This window comes from Methanofollis formosanus, from assembly GCF_019633745.1.
Lineage (GTDB): Archaea > Halobacteriota > Methanomicrobia > Methanomicrobiales > Methanofollaceae > Methanofollis > Methanofollis formosanus.
In genome coordinates, this window is sequence record NZ_CP037968.1 from 1,834,625 (window position 1) to 1,859,865 (window position 25,241).

Here is a 25,241-nt window from a genome sequence, read left to right on the forward strand (position 1 = left end):
GTGGGACCGCCCCTGCCATCATATTTTTATTTCTGTCCCCTGTTTATCCTGTGATGAACTCCCGACCCACATCTCTTGTTCTTTTCTGCTGTCTGTGTGCCGCTCTCTTCGTCTCGGGATGCACCGCACCGCCGCCCGAACACCCGCCCACTCCTGTGGAAAAACCGGCCCGCGTCGATCTCCCAGGCGATATCGGGCCCTTTTACGAGACGGCAGGAGCGTTCGATGACCGGGTCATCTTTTCGTTCGTCCCGACCGGCACGGACGTCTCCGACTATCTGGCGACCTACGAGGTGCGGGTGGACGGCACCACCCGGGCGAGTGCGGAACGGCAACGGTTCGAGGAGGTCGGCGCCGCCGACCCGATCGTGATCAGCGTGCCGAGGGAGAAAGGTGCGTGTGTCTGGATCTCGATCACGATCATGACTCCTGAAGGGGCCGTGCTGTACGAGAGCACGTCGTCGGTCGGGTGAAAACGATATGGGAAAAATGGGCTGAGAGGTCATCCCAAAACTTCTCCGGCCTTGATAGATGAGTGGAAGACGGTTCTGAAGCACGGTGTCGTTCAAGAAATTGTTGCCGCCCTCGATTCTATCAGGCATGTGTCGAAGTCTTGACTCTCCAAGACAGCACCGCAACGAAGCATCCGCTCTTTTTCAGCGTTGAATTCGCAAAAGAAGAAGGTACGCCGCCAACAGGACTCGAACCTGTGACATGCTGGTTAACAGCCAGCCACTCTACCAACTGAGTTATGGCGGCAATGCGCACCTTGCGCCCTAATACCTATCTTTTCGCTCCTATTAAAGATTATGGGATGGGGCGTCGCGCATCCCCTCGAGAAGCGCGATCATCTCGTCGATCTCGGTGTCAAGACCATTGAGGTATTCGAGCGCGCGCTCGGTCGCCACCGCCCCCGCGGACGAGGCTCTGATGTATCCCATCCCCTCGAGAACCCGCAACGAGTAGCGGACCCGGTGATAGGGGAGACCCAGGATATCGGCGAGTTTCATGATCCCGATCGGCTGGTGGGCCGCGACCACCCTGAGCACCTCGAGGTGCCGGCCCAGCAGTTCGATCTCGGTCTTCAGTTTCTCGAGCATGATCAATCATCCTTCTCTGACGGCCCGGCATGGACGTCCAGCCACGCCTTGGTCCGGTAGTAGTCCTTCCTGAAGTACCAGATGAGCGGGAGGTCGGCGAGGATGAGGACGGTGGCGATGGACGGTCCGAGTGGCGGCGGCAGTTTGAAGAAGAGCCCTACCGCGAGGGCGACCATGATGATGATGATGTTCAGGACGATCGTGAGTTTCCAGAACTTCCATTTGAAGACCTGTTTGTCCGCTTCCTCCATCGATCGTACTTGTGCGTCCTTCTAAAAGTACTTGTGGTCTCCCGGCCATACCTACACAGAACGGCCGGAATACTTTCCGGCACGGATGATCTCATGGATAAACTGGACGATGCTCTTGCTGCCACCGAATGTTCGGCATATCTGCTCTATGCCTCCTCGGCGGACGCGGACTTCAGGTACCTCACCGGGTTCCAGGTCTCCGACCCCCTCCTGTACCTGAAGAAAAGAGGCGAGGCCGGGATGCTCGTCGTCCCCCAGATGGAGTACGAACGGGCGGCCACCGAGTCCTCGGCCGTCCCGGTGACCAGGGCCGAGTCGGGCTTTCTGAAATTCCTGGACGAGGAGAAAGATCCGTGGCGGGCCCTCGCCCGCACCGCCGTCTCCCTTGCCGGCGGGGGCCGGGTCATGGTCCCGAAGGCCTTCCCGTACTGGCTCGGCAAACTCCTCGAGGAGCAGACCGGGGTCGTCGCCGACGAGCACGGCGTGGTCCGCTCGATGCGGGCCGTCAAGACTTCCCGAGAACTCGCCGCGATCAGGGCCGCCCAGCAGGCGACCGAGACGGCGATGGACGTCGGGATCTCGATGATCAGGCGGTCGACCCCGAAGAACGGGGTACTCTACTTCGACGACGCCCCGCTCACCTCAGGCCGCGTGCGGACGGCGATGCACGCCTACCTGATGGAACGCGGGTACACCGCGAGAGACACCATTGTCTCCTGCGGGAAGGAGACAGCGATGCCCCACCGCCAGGGCGACGGCCCGCTTCTCGAGAACGAACCGGTCGTCATCGACCTCTTCCCGCAGCACGACGCGACCGGCTACCACGCCGACATGACCCGGACGGTCGTGAAAGGCGAACCCTCCCCTGAGATCGCCGAGATGCACGCCGCCGTCTGCGAGGCCGTGGACCTGGGCGAGTCCCTCATCGTCGCAGGCGTCGAAGGGTCGGCCGTCCACAACGCCGTCGTCGCCCTCTTCAAGGAAAAGGGGTACGAGAGCGAGAATAAGGGGTTCATCCACTCCCTCGGCCACGGCGTCGGGCTCGACGTCCACGAGGGCCCCTCGCTTTCTCCATCAGGCGGCCCCCTCGAGGCCGGAAACGTCGTGACCGTCGAACCCGGGCTGTACTATCCGGGCATCGGCGGGGTGCGGGTCGAAAATATGGGTGCGGTCACGCAGTCTGGCTTTGACCGCTTTACCGCCTACACACGGGATCTGATCTTATGAGCGACGAAGAAATGGAATATTATCTGGAAGCAGGTCGTCTTGCACACACGATCCTGCACGACGGCGAGAAGATGGTGACGGTCGGGGCCTCGGTCCTCGAGGTCGTCGAGGCAATGGAAGGAAAGATCCTGGACGCCGGCGCCCAGATCGCTTTCCCCCTCAACCTCTCGCTCAACGCCGACGCCGCCCACGACACCGCCTCCGACGGCGACGAACGCCTCTTTGCCGAAGGCGACCTGGTCAAACTCGACCTTGGCGTCGCCGTCGAAGGCTGCATCGCCGATACCGCCCTCTCCGTCGACCTCGGCGGCCACGCCGACCTGGTCGAGGCATCCAGGGCCGCCCTCGACCGGGCGATCGACCTGGTCAGGCCGGGCGTCACCACCGGCGAGATCGGTGCGGCGATCCAGGCCGAGATCGAGAGCAGAGGCTTTCAGCCGGTGGCAAACCTCACCGGCCACGGCCTGGCACCCTACTCGATCCACACCGACCCCACCATCCCGAACATCGGGATCCAGGGTGGTGCCGTCCTCGAAGAAGGCATGGCCATCGCCATCGAACCCTTCGCCACCACCGGCAGCGGCCGGGTGAGCGACCGCGCCAGGATCGAGATCTACCAGCAGGTCGACGTAAAACCGGTACGCCTCCCCTCGGCAAAGCGCATCCTCTCAAAGGTGAGAGATCGGCGGGGCATGCCGTTTTCCCGCCGCTGGCTCCCGCAGGAGAAGATCGAACTCGCTCTCGCGGGGCTGGTGAGGCAGGGAGTCGTCTACGGCTACCCCGTCCTCCATGATGTGGAGGGCTCCTTCGTCTCCCAGGCCGAGCACACCCTCATCGTCACTGCAGACGGCGCCATTGTGACGACCCGATGAGATAGTATTATTGATACTCCCCCACCATAGGTGATGTTGGAACCCATGCCATGTGCTGACAACAGAGACGGTGTCCTCCGTCTGATAGAGCATCTGCTGACGGCTGAGGTCTACAACACCAATCCTCAGCTCGATCTGGACGACCTCCCTCCGCAGTGCCGGACCCTCTTTCTGCCCGGTCCGGACGCCGCCGAGGTGAAGCGCCCGGTCGTGATCACCGAAGGCCTGCTCAAGCGGGCGGGCGGGCCGTCGGACGACCTGCTCAAGGACCTCGTCAAAAATCCGTTCGTCGAGTTCGATACCCTCAAACTCCAGTATCATCTCACCGACCTCCATGCGGCGGCGGTCTGGTTCGCCACCCACGGCGGGAAGGAGATGATGGAGAAGAACCCGGCGCTCGCCTTCTATGTCGGGGACTACGACTCCCTTGAGGTGAAATACGAGGAGGTCAGGGCGAAGAACCCCAGGTTCGCCGACTCCAGGGCCTACCTCGACCACAAGATCGCAAGCCTCACTGCCAAGGACGAGAAGATGGCCGAGGCCCTGGAACTCGTCATCGTCAACGCCCCGGCCGAGATCGAGCAGCAGATGGACGGAATCGTCTGCACCGGGGATCAGATCGATGTGATCCGGCGGATCAGGACCGCGATCGAGAACCGGGACTTCCTCAAAGAGCATAATATCGCCGAGGTCGGCAAACTCCTCTTCGTCGGTCCACCGGGCACCGGCAAGACCTCGCTGGCGCTTGCCATCTCCCACGAGCTGCATATGCCGGTGCTGGAGGTGCGCCTCTCGATGGTCACCTCCCAGTACCTGGGCGAGACCTCCAAGAACATCGACCGGATCTTCGACCTTGCCCGGAGCATCTCCCCCTGCATCCTCTTCATCGACGAGTTCGACTTCGTGGCCAAGAGCCGCGTCTCCGACGACCACGGGGCGATGAAGCGGGCGGTGAACATGCTCCTCAAGAACATCGACAAGGTGAGTCTGGTCAAAAACGGCGTGCTTCTCATCGGGGCCACGAACCACCCGCAACTCCTCGACCAGGCGGCCTGGCGGCGGTTCGACGAGGTCGTGGAGTTCGACCTCCCCGACGAGACGATGCGGGCGGCGATCCTCAGGACGATCACCCGGACCCTTGCGTGCGAGTGCGATCTCGACGCCGTCGCCGAACGGACCGAAGGATTCTCGGGCGCCGACCTGAAGATGACCGTCAAGGAAGCGGTGCTCTCGGCCCTGATGGACGGCCGCCGCACGGTCTCCCAGCAGGATATCGAGGGGGCGTTCGCCCAGGTGGCGAACCGGAGCGTCATCCGCGGGTGTTCGTGGGGATAATTTCATGAGAGTCACGCTGCTCGGGACAGGCGACGCCATCGGCACCCCGAAGATCGGGTGTTCCTGTCCGGTCTGCACCGCCGCCCGTGCCACCGGTCGGCAGCGTCTCCGCTCCGCCACCCTCGTCGAGATCGGGGAGAAACAGATCCTCGTCGACACCGGCCCCGACCTCCGCGCCCAACTCCTGGCCGCGGGTTCGCCCCATATCGACGCCGTCATCTGGACCCACGGCCACTACGACCACTTCATGGGCTACGGCGAATTTTACCGCATCCAGAAAGTCCCGCCGGTCTACGCCGCCCCCCCGACGATGGAGTACGCGGCCTCGGTCTTCTCCTTCCTCCCCCTCGACAAGCACCCGGTCGAGCCCTACCAGCCCTTCGACCTCTTCGGCGCGAAGGTCACGCTCTTTCCGGTCAACCACCCCCCGATGCCGACCTTCGGGGTGCGGATCGAGCACGAAGGGGCGGTGCTCGCCCTCACCGCCGACACCAGCGCCCGCATCTCCCGCGCCAGCAAAGCGTGTCTCGCCGGTGCCGACCTTCTGGTCCTGGACGCCATCGTCCCCGACGGCTTCACCATCACCAAGCACATGAACTATGCCGACGCCCTGGCCCTCGCCGAAGAACTATCGCCGGCCGAGTTTCGGTGCACCCATGCGAGCCACCTCCTCGACTGGGACACCCCGCACCTCGCGAGGGATATGGAGCAGTTCGAGCTCTGAAATATTCTAACTCTCTCTGCGGGAACCCGCCTTCCCTTTCTTCACGGTCATCGATGATGTCTTTCCGATTCTGTTTTCATCCCCGAACCCTCGTCCTCAAGATCGGCCGGGAAGGCTACATCAGCGATCCTTACGTCTCAACACATGGCAAAACAGCAGAAATGAACTCCGGCCCTCGCCGTCCCCTGTCCTATCCTCACGCGAGACGGCAGAAAATATTCGATAATGGAGGAGCGGTATACCCGATCACCACGCCGCCCCGCTGTCATGACCCCGAGGATAGAACCTGGACGGGAGAGAGCCGATCGCTTCTCAGCGGAGCACACCGCCCCGTGCCGTCCCCCGTCCTATCTTCTCGCGAGAAGGCAGAACAGACTCAGTGATGGGGGACGGCATGTTTTGATCATGAAGTCGTTCCGCTGCCCTGATCCCGAAGATAGAACCGAGACGGGAGCAGGCTGATCATTATCCGGGGGGAGCACGCCCTTCTTCGCCGCCCCCGTCCTATCCTCTCGCGAGATGGCAGAACAGACTCAGTGATGGGGGGCGGCACATCCGATCATCCGTTGCCGATCATCCTCGCGCCGGGCACTCACCCCCTCGCCCGCCACCGGTACGAGAGCACGACCCCCGCCCCGGCCAGCAGGAGGCCGAGGAGGTACACCCTCGTCTCCAACTGCGCCAGGAGAAAGAGGGAGAACAGAATCCCCAGGACCGGGACGACCGGCACCGGCCCGACCGCGAGCGGTACCCTGAAGGGCCGGGGGGCGTCGGGCCTCCGCACCCTGAGGACGATGACCGTGGCGTTGATGAGCACGAAGGTGAGGAAGAGGGCGAAGTTGGTGAGGTTCGCGACAAAGGCGATCTCGCCGGCGAGGGTGAAGGCCGCGGCGACCGCGCCCACCCCGGCGACCGCGATCCACGGCGTTCCGAAGCGCTGATGAATGGTTGCGAGCACGGCCGGAAACGAACCTGCCGCCGCCATCCCGTACGCGAGACGCGAGGCCGCGACGATGAGCAGAAGCGTGGTGTTGGCCGTCGCAAAGAGAGCGACGATCGTGAGCGCGGCGAAGGCGTTCGGACCCAGGGCGGCCCCGGCGATCTCGGCGAAGGGCGCCTGCGACCCGGCAAGTCCCTCCCACCCCATCACCGAGACGGCGCTGAGGGTGACGAGCATATACAGCACCACGACGATCCCTAGGGCCAGGAGGACTGCCCGCGGGATTGTCTGTTCAGGATTTTTCGTCTCCTCGGCAAGTTTCACCATCTCCTCAAAACCCATATAGGCAAAAAAGACCAGGGCCGCTCCCTGGAAGACGCCCGGCAGACCGAGCGGCACCTCCAGGTAGTCCACTTCCCCGAGGTGCGGAAGACCGATGAGCACGATGGCGACGATCCCGCCCACCTCGATCATCGTCATGGCGATGGCGGAGAGGGCGGTCTCGCGGATCCCCCGCACCGAGAGCGCCGAAAGCCCGGTGATGAGGAGCACCGCCGTGGGCAGGGCCGGGAAACGGATCGCCTCACCGATATATCCGCCGAACCCAAGGGCGACCGTCGCCGCCGAGAGGACGCCGGAGAGGAGGATGAGCCACCCGATCACAAACCCGGCCCGGCCCCCGAAGCCCTCCGAGACGTACGCGTACTCGGCCGAAGCCCGCGGAAACATGGAGGCGAGTTCGGCATACGCCAGGCCCGTGCACGAGGCCATCACCGCCGAAAGCCCGAAGGCGGCCCAGACGGCGTTGCCCGCGAGCCCGGCCGCCTCTCCCAGCAGGGCGTAGATCCCGGCTCCCAGGATGATCCCGACGCCGGTGAGCGTGACCTCCACCAGCCCGAGTTCCCGCCGGAGTCCTCCGCCGCTGTTCATACTCCTTCATGATCCCGGCGCCTGATATAGATTCCAGGCCACGGCCCCCCCGTACCCATATCTATATACTCTTCTGCCCACCACCTATCTTTACATGGATATTAAGATCCTGGAGCGTGAAGAGGACAAGGTGCGGATGGTCCTGAAGGGAGAGGGCCACACCTTTATGAACGCCCTCGTCGAGGAACTCCTCACCGACGCCTCGGTCGACGTGGCTAAATACACCATTTTGTTCCAGTTCTCGGAGCCCGAGCTCTTCGTCACCACCATCAACGGCAAAGACCCGATCGTCGCCATCCAGGAGGCATGCGCCCGCCTCACCACCTACTGCGACGAACTTCTCGAAGAGGTCCGGGCGCAGAGCACGGCGTGAACATGCCGCGGGACGCGGCCGGGTTCGACCGGATCGCCACGCAGGTCTTTGCCCCTCTCTACCCGGCCGTCGCCAGACGGGTGCTCTCCTGGGCCGGGATCGAACGGGGACGCTGTGTGGACCTGGGTGCCGGTCCAGGCCTCCTCGGGATCGCCGTCGCCGAACATTCGAGGATGGAGGTCGTCGCCCTTGACCGCGATCCTGAGATACTCTCTTTTGCCAGTCGACACATCCGGGAGGCCGACCTCTCCGACACCGTCGTCCCGGTCGTCGGCGACGTCCACGCCCTCCCCTTCTGCGACGGAAGCGTCGACCTCTTTGTCTCCCGCGGTTCGATATTCTTCTGGGACAACCGTCCGCAGGCCTTCTCCGAGATCTACCGCGCCCTCGCTCCCGGCGGAGTCACCTACCTGGGCGGGAGTTTCGGGAACCTCGCTATCAAAGAACAGATTTTTACTGAGATGCGGCGGAGAAACCCTCACTGGGACGAAGACGTCGCACGGCGGAGTGGGTGGGCGCGGCCCGCCGACCTGACCGCAGCCCTCGCCGCTGCCGGAATCCCGAATGCCGGGATCAAAAAAGAAGAGACCGGGTTTTGGGTCGAGATCAGAAAATGATCAGGCCCGTTCGGTGAAGACGATCGAACCCGCGACCCTGGTGATACGCACCTTCACGGTCTGGCCGGGCTTGGCCTTGGAGACGTACATGATGTACTTCCCGATCTTGACAACACCGTCGCCACGCCTGGAAATGGACCCGATGGTGACGTCCATGACCGCGCCCTCTTCCAGCTGGTTCGTGGCCTCTTCGGTGCGTGCCCGGCGCTTTCTCACCGGCCGGTGCCCGCCGCATGCGTCGCACTTGAGCAGCAGCACCCGTCCGTCCTTGACCAACCGCGTGTCGGGCCGACCACACTCGGAGCAGATCACATAGTCATCGACGTACTTCTTGATCGCCGAGGTGATCATCGTCTCGTCGAACTTTCCGTTGAAGACGGCGCGGGTCCCCTCGATCTTCCCTGCCGTCCCGAGTTCGCCGACCAGGGCCTTCATCAGGTGGTCGGGCTCGCGCCTGATGTACCCGGCGATCTCGGTGAAATTCTCGATGACCGTGGTCTTGCCCTCAAGATAGACCTTCGCGTCCGGGATATGAAACCGCTCGGAGTTGTCTCCGATCTCGGTGATATTGGCGTAGGCCTTTTTTAATAACTCTTCATAGGGATCTGCCATGGTCTATAGTATTGCAGGGAGGGAATATAAGACGTGGCTCCTTCCCCATACGGCCGGGGGCGAGAAGGGGGTAAAGATTCTGCAATAGAGGCGACAGATCTGATCATCACGCCTTCTTCCACGCTCACGCCGGTGTCGTGTCACCCCCGACCGTGATCTGTGACAGGGAGATGTCTCTGAAGTACGGCCCCGTTCAAAAGATTGCCCCCGCCCCCACCTATCCTCACGCAAGACTGCGGTCAAGGTTCTGCAATGGGGGCGGCCCGTCTGATCGAACGTGCCTCTCCCGCTCGCGACGCACCGGTCCACCCGATCAACGATCGAGGCGGACCTCCGGAGATGGATATATAGTCCTCGAAACCCACCTGTGAGTACATGCTGTCTGCCGATGACCTTGGGTTCATCACCGAAAAACTGGGCCGCGACCTCACCGATGTGGAGGCCGCGTGCTTCGAGAACCTGTGGAGCGAACACTGTTCGTACCGTTCGACCAGGAGCGTTCTCAAGACCCTCCCGACCGAGGGTGAGGACGTCATCCTCGGACCCGGCGACGACGCTGCAGTCGTCCGGTTCTCCGACGACCTCGCCATCGTCGTCGGGATGGAGAGCCACAATCACCCGAGTTATGTCGATCCGCACGACGGGGCGGCGACCGGGGTGGGCGGGATCGTCCGCGACATCATCTCGATGGGCGCCAGGCCCATCGCCCTGATGGACCCGCTGTACTTCGGTTCCCTCGACCAGGAAAAGACGAAGTACCTCTTCGAGCACGTCGTCGGGGGTATCGGCGGCTATGGCAACTGTATCGGTGTCCCGGTGGTGCGGGGCGAGACGGTCTTCGACCCCTCGTACCAGGGCAACCCCCTCGTCAACGTCGTCTGTGTCGGCGTCGTGGACCCCGACCGCTTCCTCACCGCACGGGTGAAAGCGCCCGGGAACCGTCTGGTCCTCTTCGGATCGTCCACCGGCCGGGACGGTCTGGGCGGGGCCTCGTTTGCCTCTCGCGATCTCTCCGAAGACTCCGAGGCCGCTGAGCGGACGAGCGTCCAGATCGGTGATCCCTATACTGAGAAACTGCTCATCGAGGCGACCTGCGAGATGGCCGAGACCGGCAAGGTTCTCTCCTGCCGCGACCTCGGGGCCGCCGGGCTTGCCGGGGCCTCATCCGAGATGGCGAGCACCTTCGGGGCGCGGATCGTCGCAGACAGGGTCCACCTCAGGGAAGAGGGCATGAACGCCGTCGAGATCATGCTCGCCGAGTCCCAGGAACGCATGCTCGTCGAGGTCGCCCCCGAGGACGTCGCCCTCATGGGGTCGATCGCCGAGAAGTACGACCTGCGCTGGAGCGAGATCGGCGAAGTGATCGCCGAACCGCGCTACATCGTCGAGTTCGAGGGTGACGTGGTCTGTGACCTGCCGGTCGACCTCCTGGTCGGCGGGACGCCGGCATGCGCCCTGCCCAAGACCCCGAAGACAGTCGACACCGCCTATACCCGCCCGGAGGGTGCGCTCAAAGACCTGGCCCTCGCCGTCCTCGCGCACCCCGACGTCGCCTCCAAGGAATGGATCGTCGAGCAGTACGATCACCATGTGCAGCTGCGGACCGTCTCCACCGACCACGACGCCGGGGTGCTGCGCCTCGGCGACGCCGCCCTGGTCCTCTCCTGCGGGTGCAACCCGCGCCAGATCGCCCTGGCACCCTACGAGAACGCCGCCAACGCCGTCTACGAGAACGCTGCAAACCTCGCCTGCCTCGGTGCACGGCCGCTCTGCATCGTGAACTGCCTCAACTTCGCCAGTCCCCTCCACCCCGAGGTCTACTGGGAGATGGAGCAGAGCGTGCTTGGCCTTGGCGACATGGCCCGCACCCTCGACGCCCCGGTCGTCGGTGGGAACGTCTCGTTGTACAACGAGAGCGACGAGTTCGGGACCGAGATCAAGCCGACCCCGACGATCGGGATGGTCGGGAAGGGTCCGGTCCGCCGGTGGACCGCCCCCGAGGCCGGCGACCGCCTCGCCCTCGTCGGGTCGACCGGCGAGCACCTCGGCGGTTCGATCCTGGACGCCGTGACCGGGTGCGGCGGTGCGGCCCCACCGAAGGCCGACCCGGCCGTGATGGAGCAGGTCAGGGATCTCGTGGCGGCCGACGCCCTCACCGGGGCGACCGACCTCTCGAAGGGCGGACTGATCGCCGCCCTGGCCAAACTTGCCCCCGACGCCGCGGTCACGATCGCCGGCGACGACCCGCTGGTCGCCCTCTTCTCAGAGACCTACGGGCGGTTCCTCGTCGCGTTCAAGGACGAAGCGGCCCTCGAAGGCCTGGAGTACCAGGTCGTCGGTACCGTCGGTGCCAAGGACGACGGCCTGCGCGTGACGGTCGGGGCCGAGACCTTCGCGCTCTCTCCCGCGGAGATCGAGGAGGCCCGCACCTCGATCACGCGCCTGATGCGCTTCTGATCACCCGGGCCAGTTCTTCCGGCCCCTCCCCTTTTTTCAGGTCTTTGACTGAGACATGGAAGGTGCCGGCGACGGTCATCCCGCGCGCCTCCAGGTCTGCCGAGAGTTTTTCCAGGGTGCTGCCAGGCATGCCGCCGCTCGTCGCAAAAGCCACCGCCCGTTTCCCTTCGCAGTTTTTCAGCGCGGCAACGATCGCGTTCGCGGCGGGCGTCGGGCTCCAGGCCCAGACCGGCGTCCCGACAACGACGAGATCGTACGCCCCGACGTCGATCCCGGCCGGTTCGATCGCTGCCTTTTCCCCGCGGCGCGCCCGCGGTGCTCCTTGCAGGTACATCGTCGCCTTCGAGTATCCGGCGAGGTCGCGCACCTCCACCAGGTCGGCCCCGACGATTCCGGCCGCGACCGTTGCGAGCACGCGTGTCTGTCCGGTTGCCGAGTAAAAGATGATGCAGGTCTTCATAGAGGGGTGATCGACCGAAGGAGGTATGAGCATTGCGAAAGGGCTGCATCGCGCCGGGGGCGCTGCCCCCGACCCCCCGGGAAGGCCGTGGTGGAGAGCCCGAACACTCTCGTCATACAGGTACAGCAGACATGAACACCACCCCGTACCGTCCCCGGTCTCTCCTTTCGCGAAACAGCGGAACGGTCCGTGCGATGGGGGGCGGCATGTTCTGATCATCACGCCGTCCCGGTTTCGTGACCCCGAAGATTGGAGCGGAAAGGGGAAGAACACACCACCCCGTGCCGTCCCCGGTTCTATCTTCTCGCGAAATATCAGAAAAAATTCAGTGATGAGGGGGCGGCACATTTTGATCACGACGCTGTCCTGGTTTCATGACCCCGAAGATTGGAGCGGACCGGGGAAGAGCACACCACCCCGTGCCGTCCCCCGCACTATCTTTTCGCGAGACGACAGACCAGATTCGATGACGAGAGAGTGGCCCTTTCAGATCATCACGCCATCCTGTCGTCATGACCCCGGAGATAGAACCAGGAAAAGGAGGCCTGATCTTTTTTTCAGCGGGATCGCGAGCCTCGTGCCGTCCCCTGCACTATCTTCTCGCGAAATATCAGAAAAAATTCAGTGATGAGGGGACGGCACATCCGATCATCGCCCCTGTCCTGTCCTCACGACCCCGAAGATAGAACCCGGACGGAAGAACGCCGATCGCTTCTCAGCGAGATTACACCAACCTGTGCCGTCCCCCGTCCTATCCTTTCGCGAGACGGCAGAACAGACGCGGTGAAGGGGGACGGCACGTTTGGATCATCACGCCGTTCGGTTTTCATGACCCCGAAGATAGAACCGGTACGGGACGAGGTTGATCTCTGTCGCCGTTCCCCGTCCTATCTTCTCGCGAAAGAACAGAAAAGATCCTTCAATGGGGGGGAACGGCACCGTTGATCATGACGCTGTCCTGTCCTCACGACCCCGAAGATAAAACCTGGACGTGAGAGGGCTGATCCAGTTTCAGCGGGATCACAAACTCTGCCGCCCCGCGCACCATCCTTTCGCGAGACGGCAGAAATGATCGGCAATAGGGGGACGGCATGTTCTGATCATGACGCCGTCCTGTCGTCGCGACCCCAAAGAGAGAAGTGGGAAGGCCATGTCGGCGACCATGAAGGGAGGGGTGCCGCCCCCCCGCATAGCTGATTGTCTGGAGGAATTCTCCAGGGCCCGGGCCACAGAGCGTTCCGGGTTATGCTAAAAAAAAGGATGCCGCCTTACTACTTTTTGAACTGCGGCATCAGCGCCCTGATCTCCGCCCCGACCACCTCGAGGTCGTGCTCCTCGTCGGCGCGGGTCAGCGCCGAGAAGACCGGACGGTTCACCTGGTTCTCCAGAATCCACTCCTTCGCAAACCGGCCGTCCTGGATCTCTTCGAGCACCTCCTGCATCGCCGCGTAGGTCTCGGGCCCGATGACGCGCGGCCCGCGCGTCAGATCGCCGTACCGGGCGGTGTTCGAGACGACCTCGCGCATCGTCGTGAGACCACCCTCGTAGATGAGGTCGACGATCAGTTTGAGCTCGTGGCAGACCTCCAGGTACGCCATCTCCGGCGCGTACCCGTTGGCGACCAGGGTCTCGAACCCGGCCTTGATCAGCGCCGAACACCCACCGCAGAGCACCGCCTGCTCACCGAAGAGGTCGGTCTCGGTCTCCTCCCTGAAGGACGTCTCGAAGACCGCCGCCCGCGTCGCCCCGATGCCCTTTGCGTACGCGAGGGCGACGGCCCTGGCGTCCCCGGAAGCGTCCTGTTCGATGGCGATGAGCGCCGGCACGCCCGCGCCCTCCTCGTACAGCCGCCTGACAAGATGACCCGGCCCTTTCGGCGCGACCATCACGACGTTCACGTCGGGGGGCGGGACGATCTGCCCGTAGTGGATGTTGAACCCATGAGAGAACATCAGGGTCTTGCCGGCCGAGAGCCCCGGTCTGATGGCCTCCAGGTACGTCCGCGCCTGGTCCTCGTCGGGGAGGAGGACCTGGACGACGTCGGCCTGCTTTACGGCGTCAGCGACCTGAAAGACCTCGATACCGTCTTTGATCGCCTTCTCCCAGCTCTTCCCGGGCCGCACCCCGACGATCACGTCGAGGCCCGAGTCCCTGAGGTTCAGTGCCTGCCCGCGCCCCTGGGAACCGTAGCCGATGACCGCGATCCGTTTTCCGGCCAGCACGCCCAGGTCGGCGTCTGCGTCATAGTACTTCTCAACCATCTGTACCACTCGCTTAGTGCTATCGAAGTCCATAAATAACTATAGCGGGTACCTAAAATTACTACAAATTGGCGCTTTTAGATTCTCTGGACTGCGTCAAATCGAAAATTAAACTACGTTCCAGTGATGAGGGTAATGAGAATGGATCTGCCTGATGTACAGTCGACGTGTCCGGATGTCAGAATCAACCTGACGCGGGTCGGCGTAAAGAATGTAAAGAAGCTCGTTGAAGTCTCCCGCCCCGATAAGCGTCCTGTCGTTTTTATCTCCAATTTCGACGTCTATGTCGATCTCCCTGGCAGCCTGAAGGGTGCGAACCTCTCCCGCAACTTCGAGGTGATCGACGAGGTACTCCAGGAAGCCATCGACGGAAAGGTCACCGAGATCGAGGAACTCTGTAGCGTCGTCGCCAGGAAACTTCTCGACCACCACGAGTATGCCGAGAGGACCGAGATCCAGATGCGCAGCCAGTTCATGGTCCGCCGCGAGACCCCGGTCTCCAAGACCGGGTGTCATGAGGTCGTGAAGGTCTATGCCCGGGCCGTTGCGAAGAGGAACGGGGAACACCCGATCATCAGAAAGAGCATCGGTGCCGAGGTGACCGGCATGACCGCCTGCCCATGCGCGCAGGACATCATGAAGGACCATGCCATCCACGTGATGCAGGATCTCGGCGTCGAACCCGAGAAGATCGACGCCTTCTTCGAGCAGGTGCCGATGGCCACCCACAACCAGCGCGGCCGCGGCTTCCTCTGTATCGAGACCGACGACGACTCCCACGTCTCCCTCGAAACGGTCATCAACGTGCTCAAGGCCTCCATGAGCGCTTCGATCTATGAACTCCTCAAGCGCGGCGACGAGAACTATGTCGTGATGCAGGCGCACTCCAACGCCCGCTTTGTCGAGGACTGTGTCCGCGAGATGGCGCGGAGGGTGGTCCAGGAGTTCGGCGATCTGCCGGGCGACTCCTCGCTCCTCCTCAGACAGACGAACGAGGAGAGCATCCACCAGCACGACGCCTACGCGGAGCGGAAGGCGACGCTCGCCGAACTCATCTGTGAGTTGAACGGCGACTGAACGAATCACTTTCTTCTTTTTTTCAGCGATTTTTGTGAGTTCCGGGCTCACGAGTACCAGATCTTTCAGTGAGCACGTCCCGAAACGCGCGGGTCTTGCCGCGCTCTCGCCGGTCGCTCCGGTTCCGCCCCGCCCTCTCTGAGAAAGACGGCGATCTCATGCACCCGACCGTCCGCCGCCCTGACCGGCGTCATGGATACCTCGAAGGTCTTTCCACAGGCCTGCACCTCACCCCTGGCCGTCCGCCCCACGTTCAAAACCTCCTCCCGCATCTTGTCGAGGGCGGCGTGGAGGGTCACGGCACGCTCTTTTCCGGCCTGGCCGAAGATCCGGCCGGCCTGCTCGTTGAGATCGAGCACCGCCCCGCCCGGATCGATGAGAACCACCAGATCGGGGGAGGCGTTGAGGAGGGTCCGTGCCCGCTGCCGGCTTCGGTCCAGGGCGAGACGGGCGTGCCGCCGATGGAGAGCGACGGCCGCCTGCCGCATGAATCCCTCGATCAACGCACCCTTCTCTTTCCCCTCTCTTCCCTCCCTCAGGACGACCACATCCCCCAGGAACGTCTCGTGGCAGACAAGGGGGGCGTACATGCACCCGCCGTTGCTGGCGCCAGGGAGCGCCGCGGCCGGGTGATCGGCGATCTCGACCTCCTCGTACAGGCGGGTCCGTGCCTTTTCCCTCTCTCTGACGGTCATGGGAAAGTGCGTGCCCACCAGTTCGCCGCCAGGCCCCCCCTCTCCGTCCGGTCCGACGACCGCTTCGATGCGGAATGCATGCAGGTCGCGGTCATAGGAGGAGACGACGACCGTCGAGCCCGGCAGCAGTTTCCCGACCTGCCTGCCGATGTAGCCGAAGACCTCGTCGTCGTCTTCCATCTCGACAAAACCCATCGCCGTCTTTGAGAGCACCGCCGTCTCCTCGGCATGCCGGCGTTGCTCCTCCTCGAAGTGCTTCTGGGCGGTGATGTCTCTCGCGATGGTCGAGGCCCCGACCACCCGGCCACCCTCGTCTCTCACCGGCGAGACCGAGATGGCGACGTCGACCCTGGACCCGTCCTTTCTCACCCTGACCGTCTCAAGCCGGTCGATTCCCCGTCCTGCTTCGACCTCGTCCTGTATTGTATCCATTTCGGCGGCATTCTCGGGTGGGACGAGCGGGTCGAGGGTCCGACCGATCATCTCGTCCCGCATGTACCCGTACAGCCGTTCGGCGCCCTCGTTCCACGAAACAATTTTTCCGTCGAGGTCTTTGCCGATGATGGCGTCTTCGGTCGACTCGACGATGTTGGCCAGGAAGGTCCGCATCTTCCAGGCCTTCTTCATCTCGGTGAGGTCTTCCAGGATGATCGTCGTCCCGCTCCCTCCCTCCTCAAAGGCGGTCGGGAGGATCTTGGCCCTGAAGATACGCTCGTCCCCCCACGCCACCTCGGGGACCACCACCTCGCCGGTCAAATCGTCGTCCAGGCCCGAGAGCACCATCGGCGTGGTGACGACCGGCAGGCCCGAGGTCGCAAGGTCGGTTCCCAGGAGGTCTTCCCTGTTCTGCCCGGAGAAGGTGACGAACGGCGTGTTGATCTGAAGGATCCGTCCCTCGCCGTCGAGGACCACGATCAGGTCGCTGGAATATTCGAGTAGGGCCGAGATGGGAAGACGCTGGGAGGCGGTGTAGACCTTCGCGGCCCCGTAAGTCCGCATCTCCGCCTGGCCCGAGATGAGCAGCATCTCAAGGTACTTTGCGACCGAGTTGCGGTTCAACCCCACCTTTCGTGAGATGTCGGATATGCTCAAGCCTTTTGGATTCTGGCGCAAGACCCGCCTGATCTCCCTGAGTTTTTCCGGTCCTTCCCCCATATGTGCCGGGGCATGTACCCGCACTCTTCATTTAAATTCTTTTTTTTGCTCCGGGGATGCCAGATCTCCGGTCCGTGACCCTCTCCTGACGCAGGTGAAGGAAGGAACGAATTTTCCCGATCAACAGATCTCGATCTCGTATAAATCCTGATGATCAAATAAAACCGTATCCCCTGGAACGGACGGCTCGAGGTCGTTGGAATTCTATCTTCGCATCCGGCGCGGTCCCGGAGGCCTCTGTGCCGGCCCGGTCTTATAGAATGGTCTGAATAGATCTTTCTCTCATTCCTGGGAAGGGGGCGGCCCGCTCTCCCCGGGATAGATGCCCACCCTTCTCCAGGCAGGCCCATATCAGGACATTAATGTGCACATCTGTGGCCCGTCTCTTATCATTGCAAATCTGGAGAGGAGGTTAATTTGCCATGTTTGATCGGTAATAAATCGAAACCTATAACTAACGTTGTGAGTCAATTGCTTCTAACGTACTTCTGTGGTACGTGTCACACCTATTGCACAGGTTCGAATCATAGTATCGCTGTTTGAACAATCCGAATCGAAATGAGGCGATATACTTGTCGAAAGTTGTAGAGATTTCCCCAACCACGAGACACGAGGGTCACACCAAGCTCGTGCTCAAGATAAACGACGAAGGCATCGTCGAGCGCGGCGACTGGCTCAGTCTGACCCCGGTAAGGGGCATCGAGAAGCTCGCCGTCGGTAAGTCGATGCACCAGGTGCCGAAGATTGCCTCCCGTGTCTGTGGGATCTGTCCGATCGCACACACACTCGCAGCAACAGAGGCCATGGAAGCGTCGGTCGGATGTTATGTCCCTGAAGATGCAATGCTCCTGCGTTACATCCTCCAGTGTGCGAACAGGCTTCACAGCCACGCCCTGCACAACATCCTCTCCCTGCCCGACATGTACCTGCCGGGTACCGACGTCAAGATCAACCCATTCACGTCCGAAGAGCCTGTCCGCTCGGTTGCCCTCAGGATCCAGAAACTCCGTGAGGTCGGTCAGACGGTCGGCGAGATCGTCGGCGGTGAGGCTATCCACCCGTCCAACCCCCGTGTCGGCGGGATGTACAAGAACATCACCCCGAGAGCCAGAGAGAAGATCTACGACCTCGCGAAGGAGGCCCTGCCCCTTGCCCGCGACCACATGGAGTTCATGATCTCAGTCTTCAAGAACTTCCAGAACCGGGACTCCGTCGAGGTCGGCGGCATGGAAGTGCCGGTGCCCGACACCTTTGGTTTCCACAACCAGGGCTACATGGCAACCGCTCCGGTCTACGGCAGCTCCAGCCTTGACGACAACCCAACCTGGTTCCCCGAGCGCTGGACCGAGGTCCGGCCGTGGGACTGGTACATGGGCGAGACCGAGATCGATTACGACGAGCCCAACTACCCGGTCGGCGGCACCACTCCGGCAGGCAACAAGGCCTGGCCGCAGATGGAAGCCTGCATGGGCGTGCCCCTGTACGACGGCCAGCCGGTCGAGGTCGGTCCGCGTGCCCGTCTGGTCCAGTTCAAGAACTTCGACCTGAAGGGCGCGATGGGCCTGCAGATCGCACGGCAGATGGAGTACATGGACTGCGTCTATGGCATGATGGAGGCTGCCGACGCACTCAACACCTCCGGCAAAGTCCTTGCCGACGAGATCCCGCAGGGCGACGGCACCCTTGGCTGGGCGGCCAACGAGGCCCCGCGTGGCAGCGACGTCCACCTTGTCAAGGTCAAGGACGGCCGGGTCCGCTGGTACTCGTTGCTTGTCCCGACCACCTGGAACTTCCCGACATGCAGCCGGGCCCTTGAGGGCGCACCATGGCAGCTCGCTGAGGTCATCGTTCGTGCGTATGACCCGTGCGTCTCCTGTGCGACCCACATGATGGTGGTCGACGAGGACAAGAGGATAGTGGCTCAGAAACTCATCGAGTGAGAGTTGCACGCATGCTGTTCCGAGAGATCGTGGTTGTGGGATGTGGGAACCCACTCTTTGCCGATGACGGCTTCGGCCCTGCAGTCGTTGAAGAGCTGCAGAAATTCGACCTGCCAGAGAAGGTCAAGGTGATCGATGGCGGCCTGGGTGGCCCGCACTATCTTTTTACCCTGATGGCGCACTCCGACGAACCGGTCAAGAAACTGATCGTCGTCGATATTGCCGACTTCGGGGGAGAGCCCGGGACACTCGTCCATCTCACGCCTGAAGACCTCCCGCCCGGCAGTTACCGGGACGTCCACTCATGGAATATGGTCGAACCACTCCAGTTACTCAAAGACCGGGTCAAGATCACGATCGTCGGGTGTCAGCCGAAGCGTGTGACCGAACCCAATGTCGAATTGGGTCTCTCGGATGAGGTTGAAAAAGCCATTCCCAAGGCGGTACGGTACGTACTCAAAGAAATTGGGGTGGATGATGGGGCTACTATCAAAGTTAAAGCAGATCTTTGGGAGGAAGGAACCGCCCAGACCCGAGGAGACCCCGAAAGCAGCGTCCGAACCGGTAACACCGAAGGTTCGGCCTGAAACGGTGCCATCCGAGGAGAAGGGGTCAGTCAAGTGGGTTAAGAAACCCGCGCCTGCTCCAGCAACGCGGCCTGCACCCGTCAAAGGGGCACCGCAGGAGCCTGCCGTCGGAGAACCCGCCAGAGCGGTTGAAGCCGTACAAGAGGCTCCACAACCGACACCCAGACCCGAAACAAAACCTTCCGAGATCGATGTGGAAAAAAAGGTGGAAAAAACGAAGGAGGAAATGCCTGTGGTAGAGAAGATCACCGTTGGGCACGTGCACCTGAGCGGTTGTACCGGGTGCCTTGTGTCCTTTGCAGACAACTACGAAGGACTCTTCAAGATCCTTGATGATTATGCAGATCTCGTCTATGCTCTGACCCTCGCGGATGTCAGGCATATCCCTGAGATGGACGTCGCCCTTGTTGAGGGTTCGGTCTGTCTTCAGGACAAGAGTTCAGTCGAAGAAATCAAGGAAGCCAGGGAGAAGGCGAAGGTCGTCGTCGCCCTCGGCGGCTGTGCGGCATATGGGAACATTACCCGGTTCTGCCGCGGCGGTCAGTGGAACCAGCCGCAGATGGAATCCTATGTCCCGATCGCCGAACTGATCGACGTTGACCTTTACATCCCCGGCTGTGCGCCGACCCCCCAGCAGATCAGGAACGTCTGTATCATGGCCTACCTGCTCCTGAAGGGGAACGACGAGCAGAAGGAACTCGCGGGCGCCTACCTCAAGCCGCTCATGGACCTTGCCCAGCGTGGCGACGAGGCCTGCGGCTGCGACCTGATGTATGACGTCATCAACCAGGGCCTGTGCATGGGCTGTGGTTCCTGTGCGGCGGCCTGCCCGGTCCGTGCGATCAGCATGGAATACGGCAAGCCCAACATCGACCGCGACCTCTGCATCAAGTGCGGGGCCTGCTATGCCCAGTGCCCGAGGAGCTTCTTCAACTTTGATGTAATGAACGAGTTCGAAGGGATTTCTGAACTCATCAAGGGAGTCATGGAGTGAGGTGAGAGACATGGTACTCGGTAACTACAAGTCTGTTGTTGCTGCACGCAGCACCGACAATGAGATCCTGAAGGGTGCCCAGGACGGCGGCATCGTCACCCAGCTCTTCGCGTACGCGCTCGAAGAGGGGATCATCGACGGCGCCATCGTCGCAGGGCCTTCCGATGAGCCGTGGAAGCCTGAGCCGGTCATTGCGACCACGAAGGCAGAGCTTCTTGCGGCCCGCGGGACCAAATACACCCTCTCCCCGAACATCGCCCTCCTCAAGGAGGCGACCCGCAGCTACGGTCTTGACAGGATCGGCATCGTCGGCACCCCATGCCAGATGCAGGCGGTCCGCAAGGCGCAGCTCTACCCGATCGGGATGCGTGACGTCCCTGACAAGATCGCCCTCGCCATCGGGATCTTCTGCATGGAGAACTTCCCGTACCAGAGCCTCGAGGCGATGGTCGAGGACCACTGCAACGTGAAACTCGAGTCGGTCAAGAAACTCGACATCGGGAAGGGCAAGTTCTGGGCCTACACCGAGCGCGGTGCGGTCGCCCAGATCCCGCTCAAGGTCACCCACAAGTACGAGCAGCCCGGCTGCCACGTCTGTCTGGACTATGTCTCCAACCTTGCCGATGTCTCGACCGGATCGGTCGGCGCACCCGACGGGTGGAGCACGGTCTTTGTCAGGACCCAGAACGGTGAGAACGCCTGGGGCAAGGCTATCGCCGCCGGGTGCTTCGAGACCAAGCCGATCGAGGAGGTCAAGCCCGGTCTCGACCTCGTCACGAAGCTTGCGACCGAGAAGATCACCAAGAACCAGAAGACACTTGAGGCACGTGCCACCTTCGGGGTGGGCAAGGGTCTGCGCAACCCCTATATCTAAACCCATTTTTTTGCACGTTCTTCAATGGGCCGGAAGGGTGCGGGTCTGCTGCAGTCTTCCGTCTTCTTTCTATCGGGGAGCGATCGCTCTCACGAAATGTTTATATAGTGTCGCCCGTGTATGTTCCCGTTGGGGGGAACGGTTCGGTATGAAAAAAGAGCTCTCTTTTGAAGATCTCGTCGAGATGCCGTTTTTCGAGGGGCTTGCGGCGCTCGCCCTGGCACGAAGGGGCGACCTCACGCTCATGGTCGGCGAGCGGCCTGCCGGGGCGGATCAGGTCGAAAAAATGGTGGATGAGATCGTCAGGATGCTGAGGCCGGAGGAACCGGTCCCGGTTTCGGCCTGAGTGCGCTCAGGCGCTGTAGACGGTCACGGGGTCGAGGGTGGCGTCGATAAGGAGGTCGAAGCCGATTTTGTCGGTCCATCCGGCCTTCTCGAACATGCTCATGAAACAGATCCCGACCGGTACGGCTTGAGAGTACTTCGCGAGGAGGGCGGCGGTCTCGTCGGCGCTCACCTCGACGTTCGGCATCGCAAGGCCGCCCATGACCACGACGACGCCGGGGTCGATCGCTTCGGGGCGGTCGCCGATCTGCATCCCGATCCCGGCCGCGGGGGTGATCACGCGTGCCTGCTCTTCGTTCAGGAACGGGACGAAGACCTGCTCGACGGGGAGGTCGCGGGTGGCGAAGGCCAGGAGTTCGATGAAGGGGGTGCAGGTGCCCGGACAGCCGTAGTAAACGATCTGCGTGCCTTCTGGGAGTCCTGCTTTCACCAGATACTCTTTGAAGGGTCTGAGCATTCCGGGGACGCCTTTGAGCTGTTCTTTCACTTCCATAGAGAAAGATCCGTCTGGGGGTATATAAAGCGTGGCGCTGCTCTTACGCGCTCATCGTCTCGCCCAGAAAGACGAGCGTGACGATGATCATGCTCATAAAAATCATGCCGCCGACAAGAAGGAGTGCATGGTCGAATTGTTCTTTTTCGGATGTCTTTTCACCCATAGGCCCATCATTTCGCCGGAGGATACATGAAAGTGTTGGACCTGGTGCCCTCCAAAAGGGATATTGTGGAAGAGGTCGATAATCGAGGGATGGCAGAGAAAAAACTTATCCGTCCGAAGGAGGGGCGGATGATTGCGGGGGTCTGTGCGGGTATTGGGAAGTACTTCGACGTCGACCCGACCTGGGTCAGGATCATCTGGGTGATCGTGAGTTTCTTTGGCTATGTCATCCCCGGGGTTATCATCTATATCATCGCCGCACTCATCATTCCCGAAGAGGAGGAAGGCGTCCTCGATGCCGAATATGTGGTGAAGGAGGAGCGGGAAGCCTGATCGCTCCCATAAATATTTCCGTGACGAACCGCATGGTTCCGTGATGACATGCCGGTACGCCGCCAGAATGGAGAAGACGCCCCGCTCCTTTATCCGGGAGATCCTGAGGGTCACTGAAAGCCCCGAGATCATCTCTTTTGCCGGAGGTCTCCCGAACCCGGCTCTTATCCGGGTGGAGGAGATTGCAACGGCGGCTCGATCGGTCTTCGAATCCGGTGGTGCCGCTGCTCTCCAGTACGCGACCACCGAGGGCTATCTGCCGCTCAGGGAGTTTATCGCCGACCGGTACAGGCAGAGGCTCGGTCTTGAGGTCGGTCCCGAGGAGATCCTCATCACCAGCGGTTCGCAACAGGCTCTCGACCTGATCGGCAAGGTCGTTCTTGACCCCGGCGATGCGGTGGCGATCGAGCGCCCCGGTTATCTGGGTGCCATCCAGGCTCTCTCCCTGTATGAACCCCATTTCTCTCCTGTCCCTCTCGAAGAGGACGGCCCCGACCTCGCCGCCCTGGAGAGGGTGCTCGAAGAGCGGGATGTCAGGCTCTTCTATGGTGTCCCGAACTCGCAGAACCCCACAGGGATCACCTGGTCGCAGGAGAAACGGGAGGGTGTGGCGTCGCTCCTCGAAGGAACCGATACGCTCTTTGTCGAGGACGACGCCTATGGCGAACTGCGGTTTGCAGGCCGCCCTCTGCCGCCGGTGAAGACGTATCTTCCTGACTCGACAATCCTGACCGGGTCCTTCTCGAAGATCGCGGCGCCGGGACTGCGTGTCGGGTGGATCTGTGCGGATCCTGCGGTCCTCGAGCGCCTTGTCGTTGCAAAACAGGCATCAGACCTCCATACCAGCACTCTTGACCAGCGGATTCTCGCCCGGTACCTTCTGGACACCGATCTCGATGCGCATGTCAGGGAGATCTGCCGGGTGTACGGCCGACACTCCGCACTGATGGCCGCCCTGATAGACGATCTCTTCCCTGACGGAGTCGTCCGCACCGATCCGGATGGGGGGATGTTCCTCTGGGTGACCCTCCCGCCCGACCTCTCCTCGATGACCCTCTTCGAGCGTGCCCTTGCCGAGCGAGTCGCCATCCTCCCCGGCCTTCCCTTCTATGTTGACGGCGGCGGGGAGAGGACGGTCCGCCTGAACTTCTCGAATGCCGACGAGGAGCGGATCACCGAGGGGATGCACCGCCTCGCCCGGGCCATCGGCGTGTAGATCAGGTCTCCCTGTACAGCCAGTTCCGGTAGACGATCGGGGTGATCACCGTCGTCAGCAGACTCATCAGCACGATGGCGACATAGACGCCCTGGTCGATGAGGCCCTGGTTGAGGCCGATGAGGGCGACGATCATCGCCACCTCCCCACGCGGCACCATCCCGAACCCGATGATCAGCGAATTTCTGGTGCTCACGCCCTGGAGACGTGCCGGAACGCCGCAGCCGATGAGTTTGGTGACGACGGCCACGACGGTGAGGGCGAGGAGGAAGAGCGCGATCCCGGGGGTGAGGGCGGTGATGTCGACGAGGATCCCGAGTGAGACGAAGAAGATCGAGGCGAAGATGATGTGGAGATACTCGGCCCCTTCCTTGAGGTCGCGGGAGTGAGCGAGGTCGACGCCCCGAAACGAGATCCCGGCGATGAAGGCCCCGATGATCGCTGATATCCCGATGAACTCGGCCCCCATCGCGAAGAAGAACGCGGCGGCCATCGCGGTGATGAAGACGAGTTCCGGGTAACGTTGTGCGAGCGGCGTCCGGTCGACCCGTTCGAGGAGGGGGGCGACCACCTTGATCCCGACGGCGCCGGCGACGACGATGAAGGCGAGGTCTTTGAAGACCGTCGTCGCCACGCCGAGGGGGGTGAAGGTGCCGGCGACGACGTCGATGGAGACCGAGAGGGCGATGAGGGAGAGGACGTCGTCGATGACGGCGGTCCCGATCACCGCCCTGGCCGCCGCGCTGCTCAACTGTCCCATCTCCTTGAGGACGTTGGCGGTGATCGCGATGCTCGTGGCGGTCATCGCGGTACCGACAAAGACGGCGCTCCCGAAGGGATACCCCATCGCCTCTGCCAGCCAGAACCCGCCGAGCCAGGGTACGATCACGCCCGAAAGGCCGATGACGACGTACCGCCGGTCCAGGAGGTCCTTGAGGTCGAACTCCAGGCCGATGACGAAGAGGAGGATCACGGCCCCGAGGGCGGCGAGGCTCCTGACAAAATCGGTGTAGGTGATGAGCGCGAGAAAACTCGGGCCCACGATAAGCCCGACCAGGATCTCGCCGACGACGGCGGACTGGTTGATCCTGGACGCCACGAGGTACCCGGTGAGCGCCACAAAGAGGAGCAGGCTCATCTGGAACTCGATGGTGGTCTCGATCCCGGTGCTCATGGGGAGGGATGAGACCCCTGGATATTAAAGGGGT

At 62.2% G+C, this 25,241-nt stretch carries 26 protein-coding genes and 1 tRNA gene; 16 read left to right on the top strand and 11 right to left on the bottom strand.

Going from position 1 to position 25,241, the window contains the following annotated elements; genetic code table 11:
* Nucleotides 1–53: 53 nt before the first annotated feature.
* Entirely contained in the window at nt 54–473 is a 420-nt protein-coding gene (locus E2N92_RS08360) for a hypothetical protein (protein ID WP_220680738.1), read from the top strand.
* 213 nt (nt 474–686) lie between these two features.
* Here E2N92_RS08360 and E2N92_RS08365 read toward each other — a convergent pair.
* From E2N92_RS08365 to E2N92_RS08375, 3 genes are all read right to left on the bottom strand, one after another.
* A tRNA-Asn gene (locus tag E2N92_RS08365) sits at nt 687–759 on the bottom strand.
* Nucleotides 760–800: 41 nt separating this feature from the next.
* A complete protein-coding gene (locus E2N92_RS08370; RefSeq protein WP_220680739.1) occupies nt 801–1,100 on the bottom strand; it encodes a hypothetical protein in 300 nt (99 codons plus the stop codon).
* A 2-nt stretch (nt 1,101–1,102) separates the two neighbouring features.
* Nucleotides 1,103–1,351 carry a hypothetical protein gene (locus E2N92_RS08375; RefSeq protein WP_220680740.1) on the bottom strand — a complete coding sequence of 83 codons (249 nt, stop codon included), beginning with the start codon at nt 1,349–1,351 and terminating at the stop codon, nt 1,103–1,105.
* Between the two features lie 93 nt (nt 1,352–1,444).
* Between E2N92_RS08375 and E2N92_RS08380 the strand changes: the two genes are divergently transcribed.
* The 4 genes from E2N92_RS08380 to E2N92_RS08395 are packed head-to-tail and all read left to right on the top strand — an operon-like array spanning nt 1,445 to nt 5,509.
* On the top strand, nt 1,445–2,578 hold the full coding sequence (locus E2N92_RS08380) for a M24 family metallopeptidase (RefSeq protein WP_220680741.1): 1,134 nt from the start codon (nt 1,445–1,447) through the stop codon (nt 2,576–2,578).
* Entirely contained in the window at nt 2,575–3,450 is an 876-nt protein-coding gene (gene map, locus E2N92_RS08385; RefSeq protein WP_220680742.1) for a type II methionyl aminopeptidase, read from the top strand. The genes E2N92_RS08380 and map overlap by 4 nt, the downstream gene beginning before the upstream one ends.
* A gap of 45 nt (nt 3,451–3,495) precedes the next feature.
* Entirely contained in the window at nt 3,496–4,785 is a 1,290-nt protein-coding gene (locus E2N92_RS08390) for an ATP-binding protein (RefSeq protein ID WP_220680743.1), read from the top strand.
* Nucleotides 4,786–4,789: 4 nt separating this feature from the next.
* The gene (locus E2N92_RS08395; protein WP_220680744.1) at nt 4,790–5,509 is read left to right on the top strand and encodes an MBL fold metallo-hydrolase; all 720 of its coding nucleotides are present in this window, start codon (nt 4,790–4,792) and stop codon (nt 5,507–5,509) included.
* Between the two features lie 592 nt (nt 5,510–6,101).
* Here the strand turns inward: E2N92_RS08395 and E2N92_RS08400 are convergent.
* Nucleotides 6,102–7,379: an APC family permease gene (locus tag E2N92_RS08400; protein ID WP_220680745.1), complete on the bottom strand. Its 1,278-nt coding sequence runs from the start codon at nt 7,377–7,379 to the stop codon at nt 6,102–6,104.
* Nucleotides 7,380–7,473: 94 nt separating this feature from the next.
* On the opposite strand from E2N92_RS08400, the gene E2N92_RS08405 reads away from it, so the two are divergent.
* Together E2N92_RS08405 and E2N92_RS08410 are read left to right on the top strand one after the other, a co-directional pair.
* Nucleotides 7,474–7,752 (top strand): DNA-directed RNA polymerase subunit L, encoded by a 279-nt coding sequence (locus E2N92_RS08405; RefSeq protein ID WP_220680746.1) that lies wholly within the window; start codon nt 7,474–7,476, stop codon nt 7,750–7,752.
* A gap of 2 nt (nt 7,753–7,754) precedes the next feature.
* Entirely contained in the window at nt 7,755–8,369 is a 615-nt protein-coding gene (locus E2N92_RS08410) for a class I SAM-dependent methyltransferase (protein ID WP_220682978.1), read from the top strand.
* Here E2N92_RS08410 and E2N92_RS08415 read toward each other — a convergent pair whose 3' ends face one another.
* The gene (locus E2N92_RS08415) at nt 8,370–8,981 is read right to left on the bottom strand and encodes a translation initiation factor IF-2 subunit beta (protein WP_220680747.1); all 612 of its coding nucleotides are present in this window, start codon (nt 8,979–8,981) and stop codon (nt 8,370–8,372) included.
* 375 nt (nt 8,982–9,356) lie between these two features.
* Here E2N92_RS08415 and purL point away from each other — a divergent pair, with 375 nt between their 5' ends.
* Nucleotides 9,357–11,438, top strand: coding sequence for a phosphoribosylformylglycinamidine synthase subunit PurL (purL, locus tag E2N92_RS08420; protein WP_220680748.1), 2,082 nt, complete (start codon nt 9,357–9,359; stop codon nt 11,436–11,438).
* On the opposite strand, the gene E2N92_RS08425 is transcribed toward purL, so the two are convergent.
* Entirely contained in the window at nt 11,416–11,898 is a 483-nt protein-coding gene (locus E2N92_RS08425; RefSeq protein ID WP_220680749.1) for a flavodoxin family protein, read from the bottom strand. The genes purL and E2N92_RS08425 overlap by 23 nt on opposite strands.
* A gap of 1,271 nt (nt 11,899–13,169) precedes the next feature.
* Complete coding sequence (ilvC, locus tag E2N92_RS08430; protein WP_220682979.1) at nt 13,170–14,159, bottom strand: ketol-acid reductoisomerase; 990 nt, start codon at nt 14,157–14,159, stop codon at nt 13,170–13,172.
* A gap of 141 nt (nt 14,160–14,300) precedes the next feature.
* Between ilvC and mptA the strand changes: the two genes are divergently transcribed.
* On the top strand, nt 14,301–15,236 hold the full coding sequence (gene mptA / locus E2N92_RS08435; protein ID WP_220680750.1) for a GTP cyclohydrolase MptA: 936 nt from the start codon (nt 14,301–14,303) through the stop codon (nt 15,234–15,236).
* Between the two features lie 65 nt (nt 15,237–15,301).
* On the opposite strand, the gene E2N92_RS08440 is transcribed toward mptA, so the two are convergent.
* The gene (locus E2N92_RS08440; RefSeq protein ID WP_220680751.1) at nt 15,302–17,086 is read right to left on the bottom strand and encodes a PAS domain S-box protein; all 1,785 of its coding nucleotides are present in this window, start codon (nt 17,084–17,086) and stop codon (nt 15,302–15,304) included.
* A 572-nt stretch (nt 17,087–17,658) separates the two neighbouring features.
* On the opposite strand from E2N92_RS08440, the gene frhA reads away from it, so the two are divergent.
* From frhA to E2N92_RS08465, 5 genes are all read left to right on the top strand, one after another.
* Nucleotides 17,659–19,026: a coenzyme F420 hydrogenase subunit alpha gene (gene frhA, locus E2N92_RS08445; RefSeq protein WP_220680752.1), complete on the top strand. Its 1,368-nt coding sequence runs from the start codon at nt 17,659–17,661 to the stop codon at nt 19,024–19,026.
* A gap of 11 nt (nt 19,027–19,037) precedes the next feature.
* Nucleotides 19,038–19,613 carry a coenzyme F420-reducing hydrogenase, FrhD protein gene (gene frhD / locus E2N92_RS08450; RefSeq protein ID WP_220680753.1) on the top strand — a complete coding sequence of 192 codons (576 nt, stop codon included), beginning with the start codon at nt 19,038–19,040 and terminating at the stop codon, nt 19,611–19,613.
* A gap of 232 nt (nt 19,614–19,845) precedes the next feature.
* The gene (gene frhG, locus E2N92_RS08455; RefSeq protein ID WP_220680754.1) at nt 19,846–20,607 is read left to right on the top strand and encodes a coenzyme F420 hydrogenase subunit gamma; all 762 of its coding nucleotides are present in this window, start codon (nt 19,846–19,848) and stop codon (nt 20,605–20,607) included.
* Between the two features lie 10 nt (nt 20,608–20,617).
* A complete protein-coding gene (frhB, locus tag E2N92_RS08460; RefSeq protein WP_220680755.1) occupies nt 20,618–21,481 on the top strand; it encodes a coenzyme F420 hydrogenase subunit beta in 864 nt (287 codons plus the stop codon).
* A 148-nt stretch (nt 21,482–21,629) separates the two neighbouring features.
* Nucleotides 21,630–21,827 carry a hypothetical protein gene (locus tag E2N92_RS08465; protein ID WP_220680756.1) on the top strand — a complete coding sequence of 66 codons (198 nt, stop codon included), beginning with the start codon at nt 21,630–21,632 and terminating at the stop codon, nt 21,825–21,827.
* A gap of 6 nt (nt 21,828–21,833) precedes the next feature.
* On the opposite strand, the gene E2N92_RS08470 is transcribed toward E2N92_RS08465, so the two are convergent.
* Complete coding sequence (locus E2N92_RS08470; RefSeq protein WP_220680757.1) at nt 21,834–22,319, bottom strand: DUF2124 domain-containing protein; 486 nt, start codon at nt 22,317–22,319, stop codon at nt 21,834–21,836.
* A 43-nt stretch (nt 22,320–22,362) separates the two neighbouring features.
* Nucleotides 22,363–22,485, bottom strand: a complete 123-nt coding sequence (locus E2N92_RS13710) for a hypothetical protein (protein WP_281425771.1) — start codon at nt 22,483–22,485, stop codon at nt 22,363–22,365.
* 89 nt (nt 22,486–22,574) lie between these two features.
* On the opposite strand from E2N92_RS13710, the gene E2N92_RS08475 reads away from it, so the two are divergent.
* Both E2N92_RS08475 and E2N92_RS08480 read left to right on the top strand, forming a co-directional pair.
* Nucleotides 22,575–22,817, top strand: coding sequence for a PspC domain-containing protein (locus E2N92_RS08475; RefSeq protein WP_220680758.1), 243 nt, complete (start codon nt 22,575–22,577; stop codon nt 22,815–22,817).
* 43 nt (nt 22,818–22,860) lie between these two features.
* A complete protein-coding gene (locus E2N92_RS08480) occupies nt 22,861–24,033 on the top strand; it encodes an aminotransferase-like domain-containing protein (protein WP_220680759.1) in 1,173 nt (390 codons plus the stop codon).
* Nucleotide 24,034: 1 nt separating this feature from the next.
* On the opposite strand, the gene E2N92_RS08485 is transcribed toward E2N92_RS08480, so the two are convergent.
* Nucleotides 24,035–25,207, bottom strand: coding sequence for a cation:proton antiporter (locus E2N92_RS08485; RefSeq protein WP_220680760.1), 1,173 nt, complete (start codon nt 25,205–25,207; stop codon nt 24,035–24,037).
* Nucleotides 25,208–25,241 lie beyond the last annotated feature (34 nt).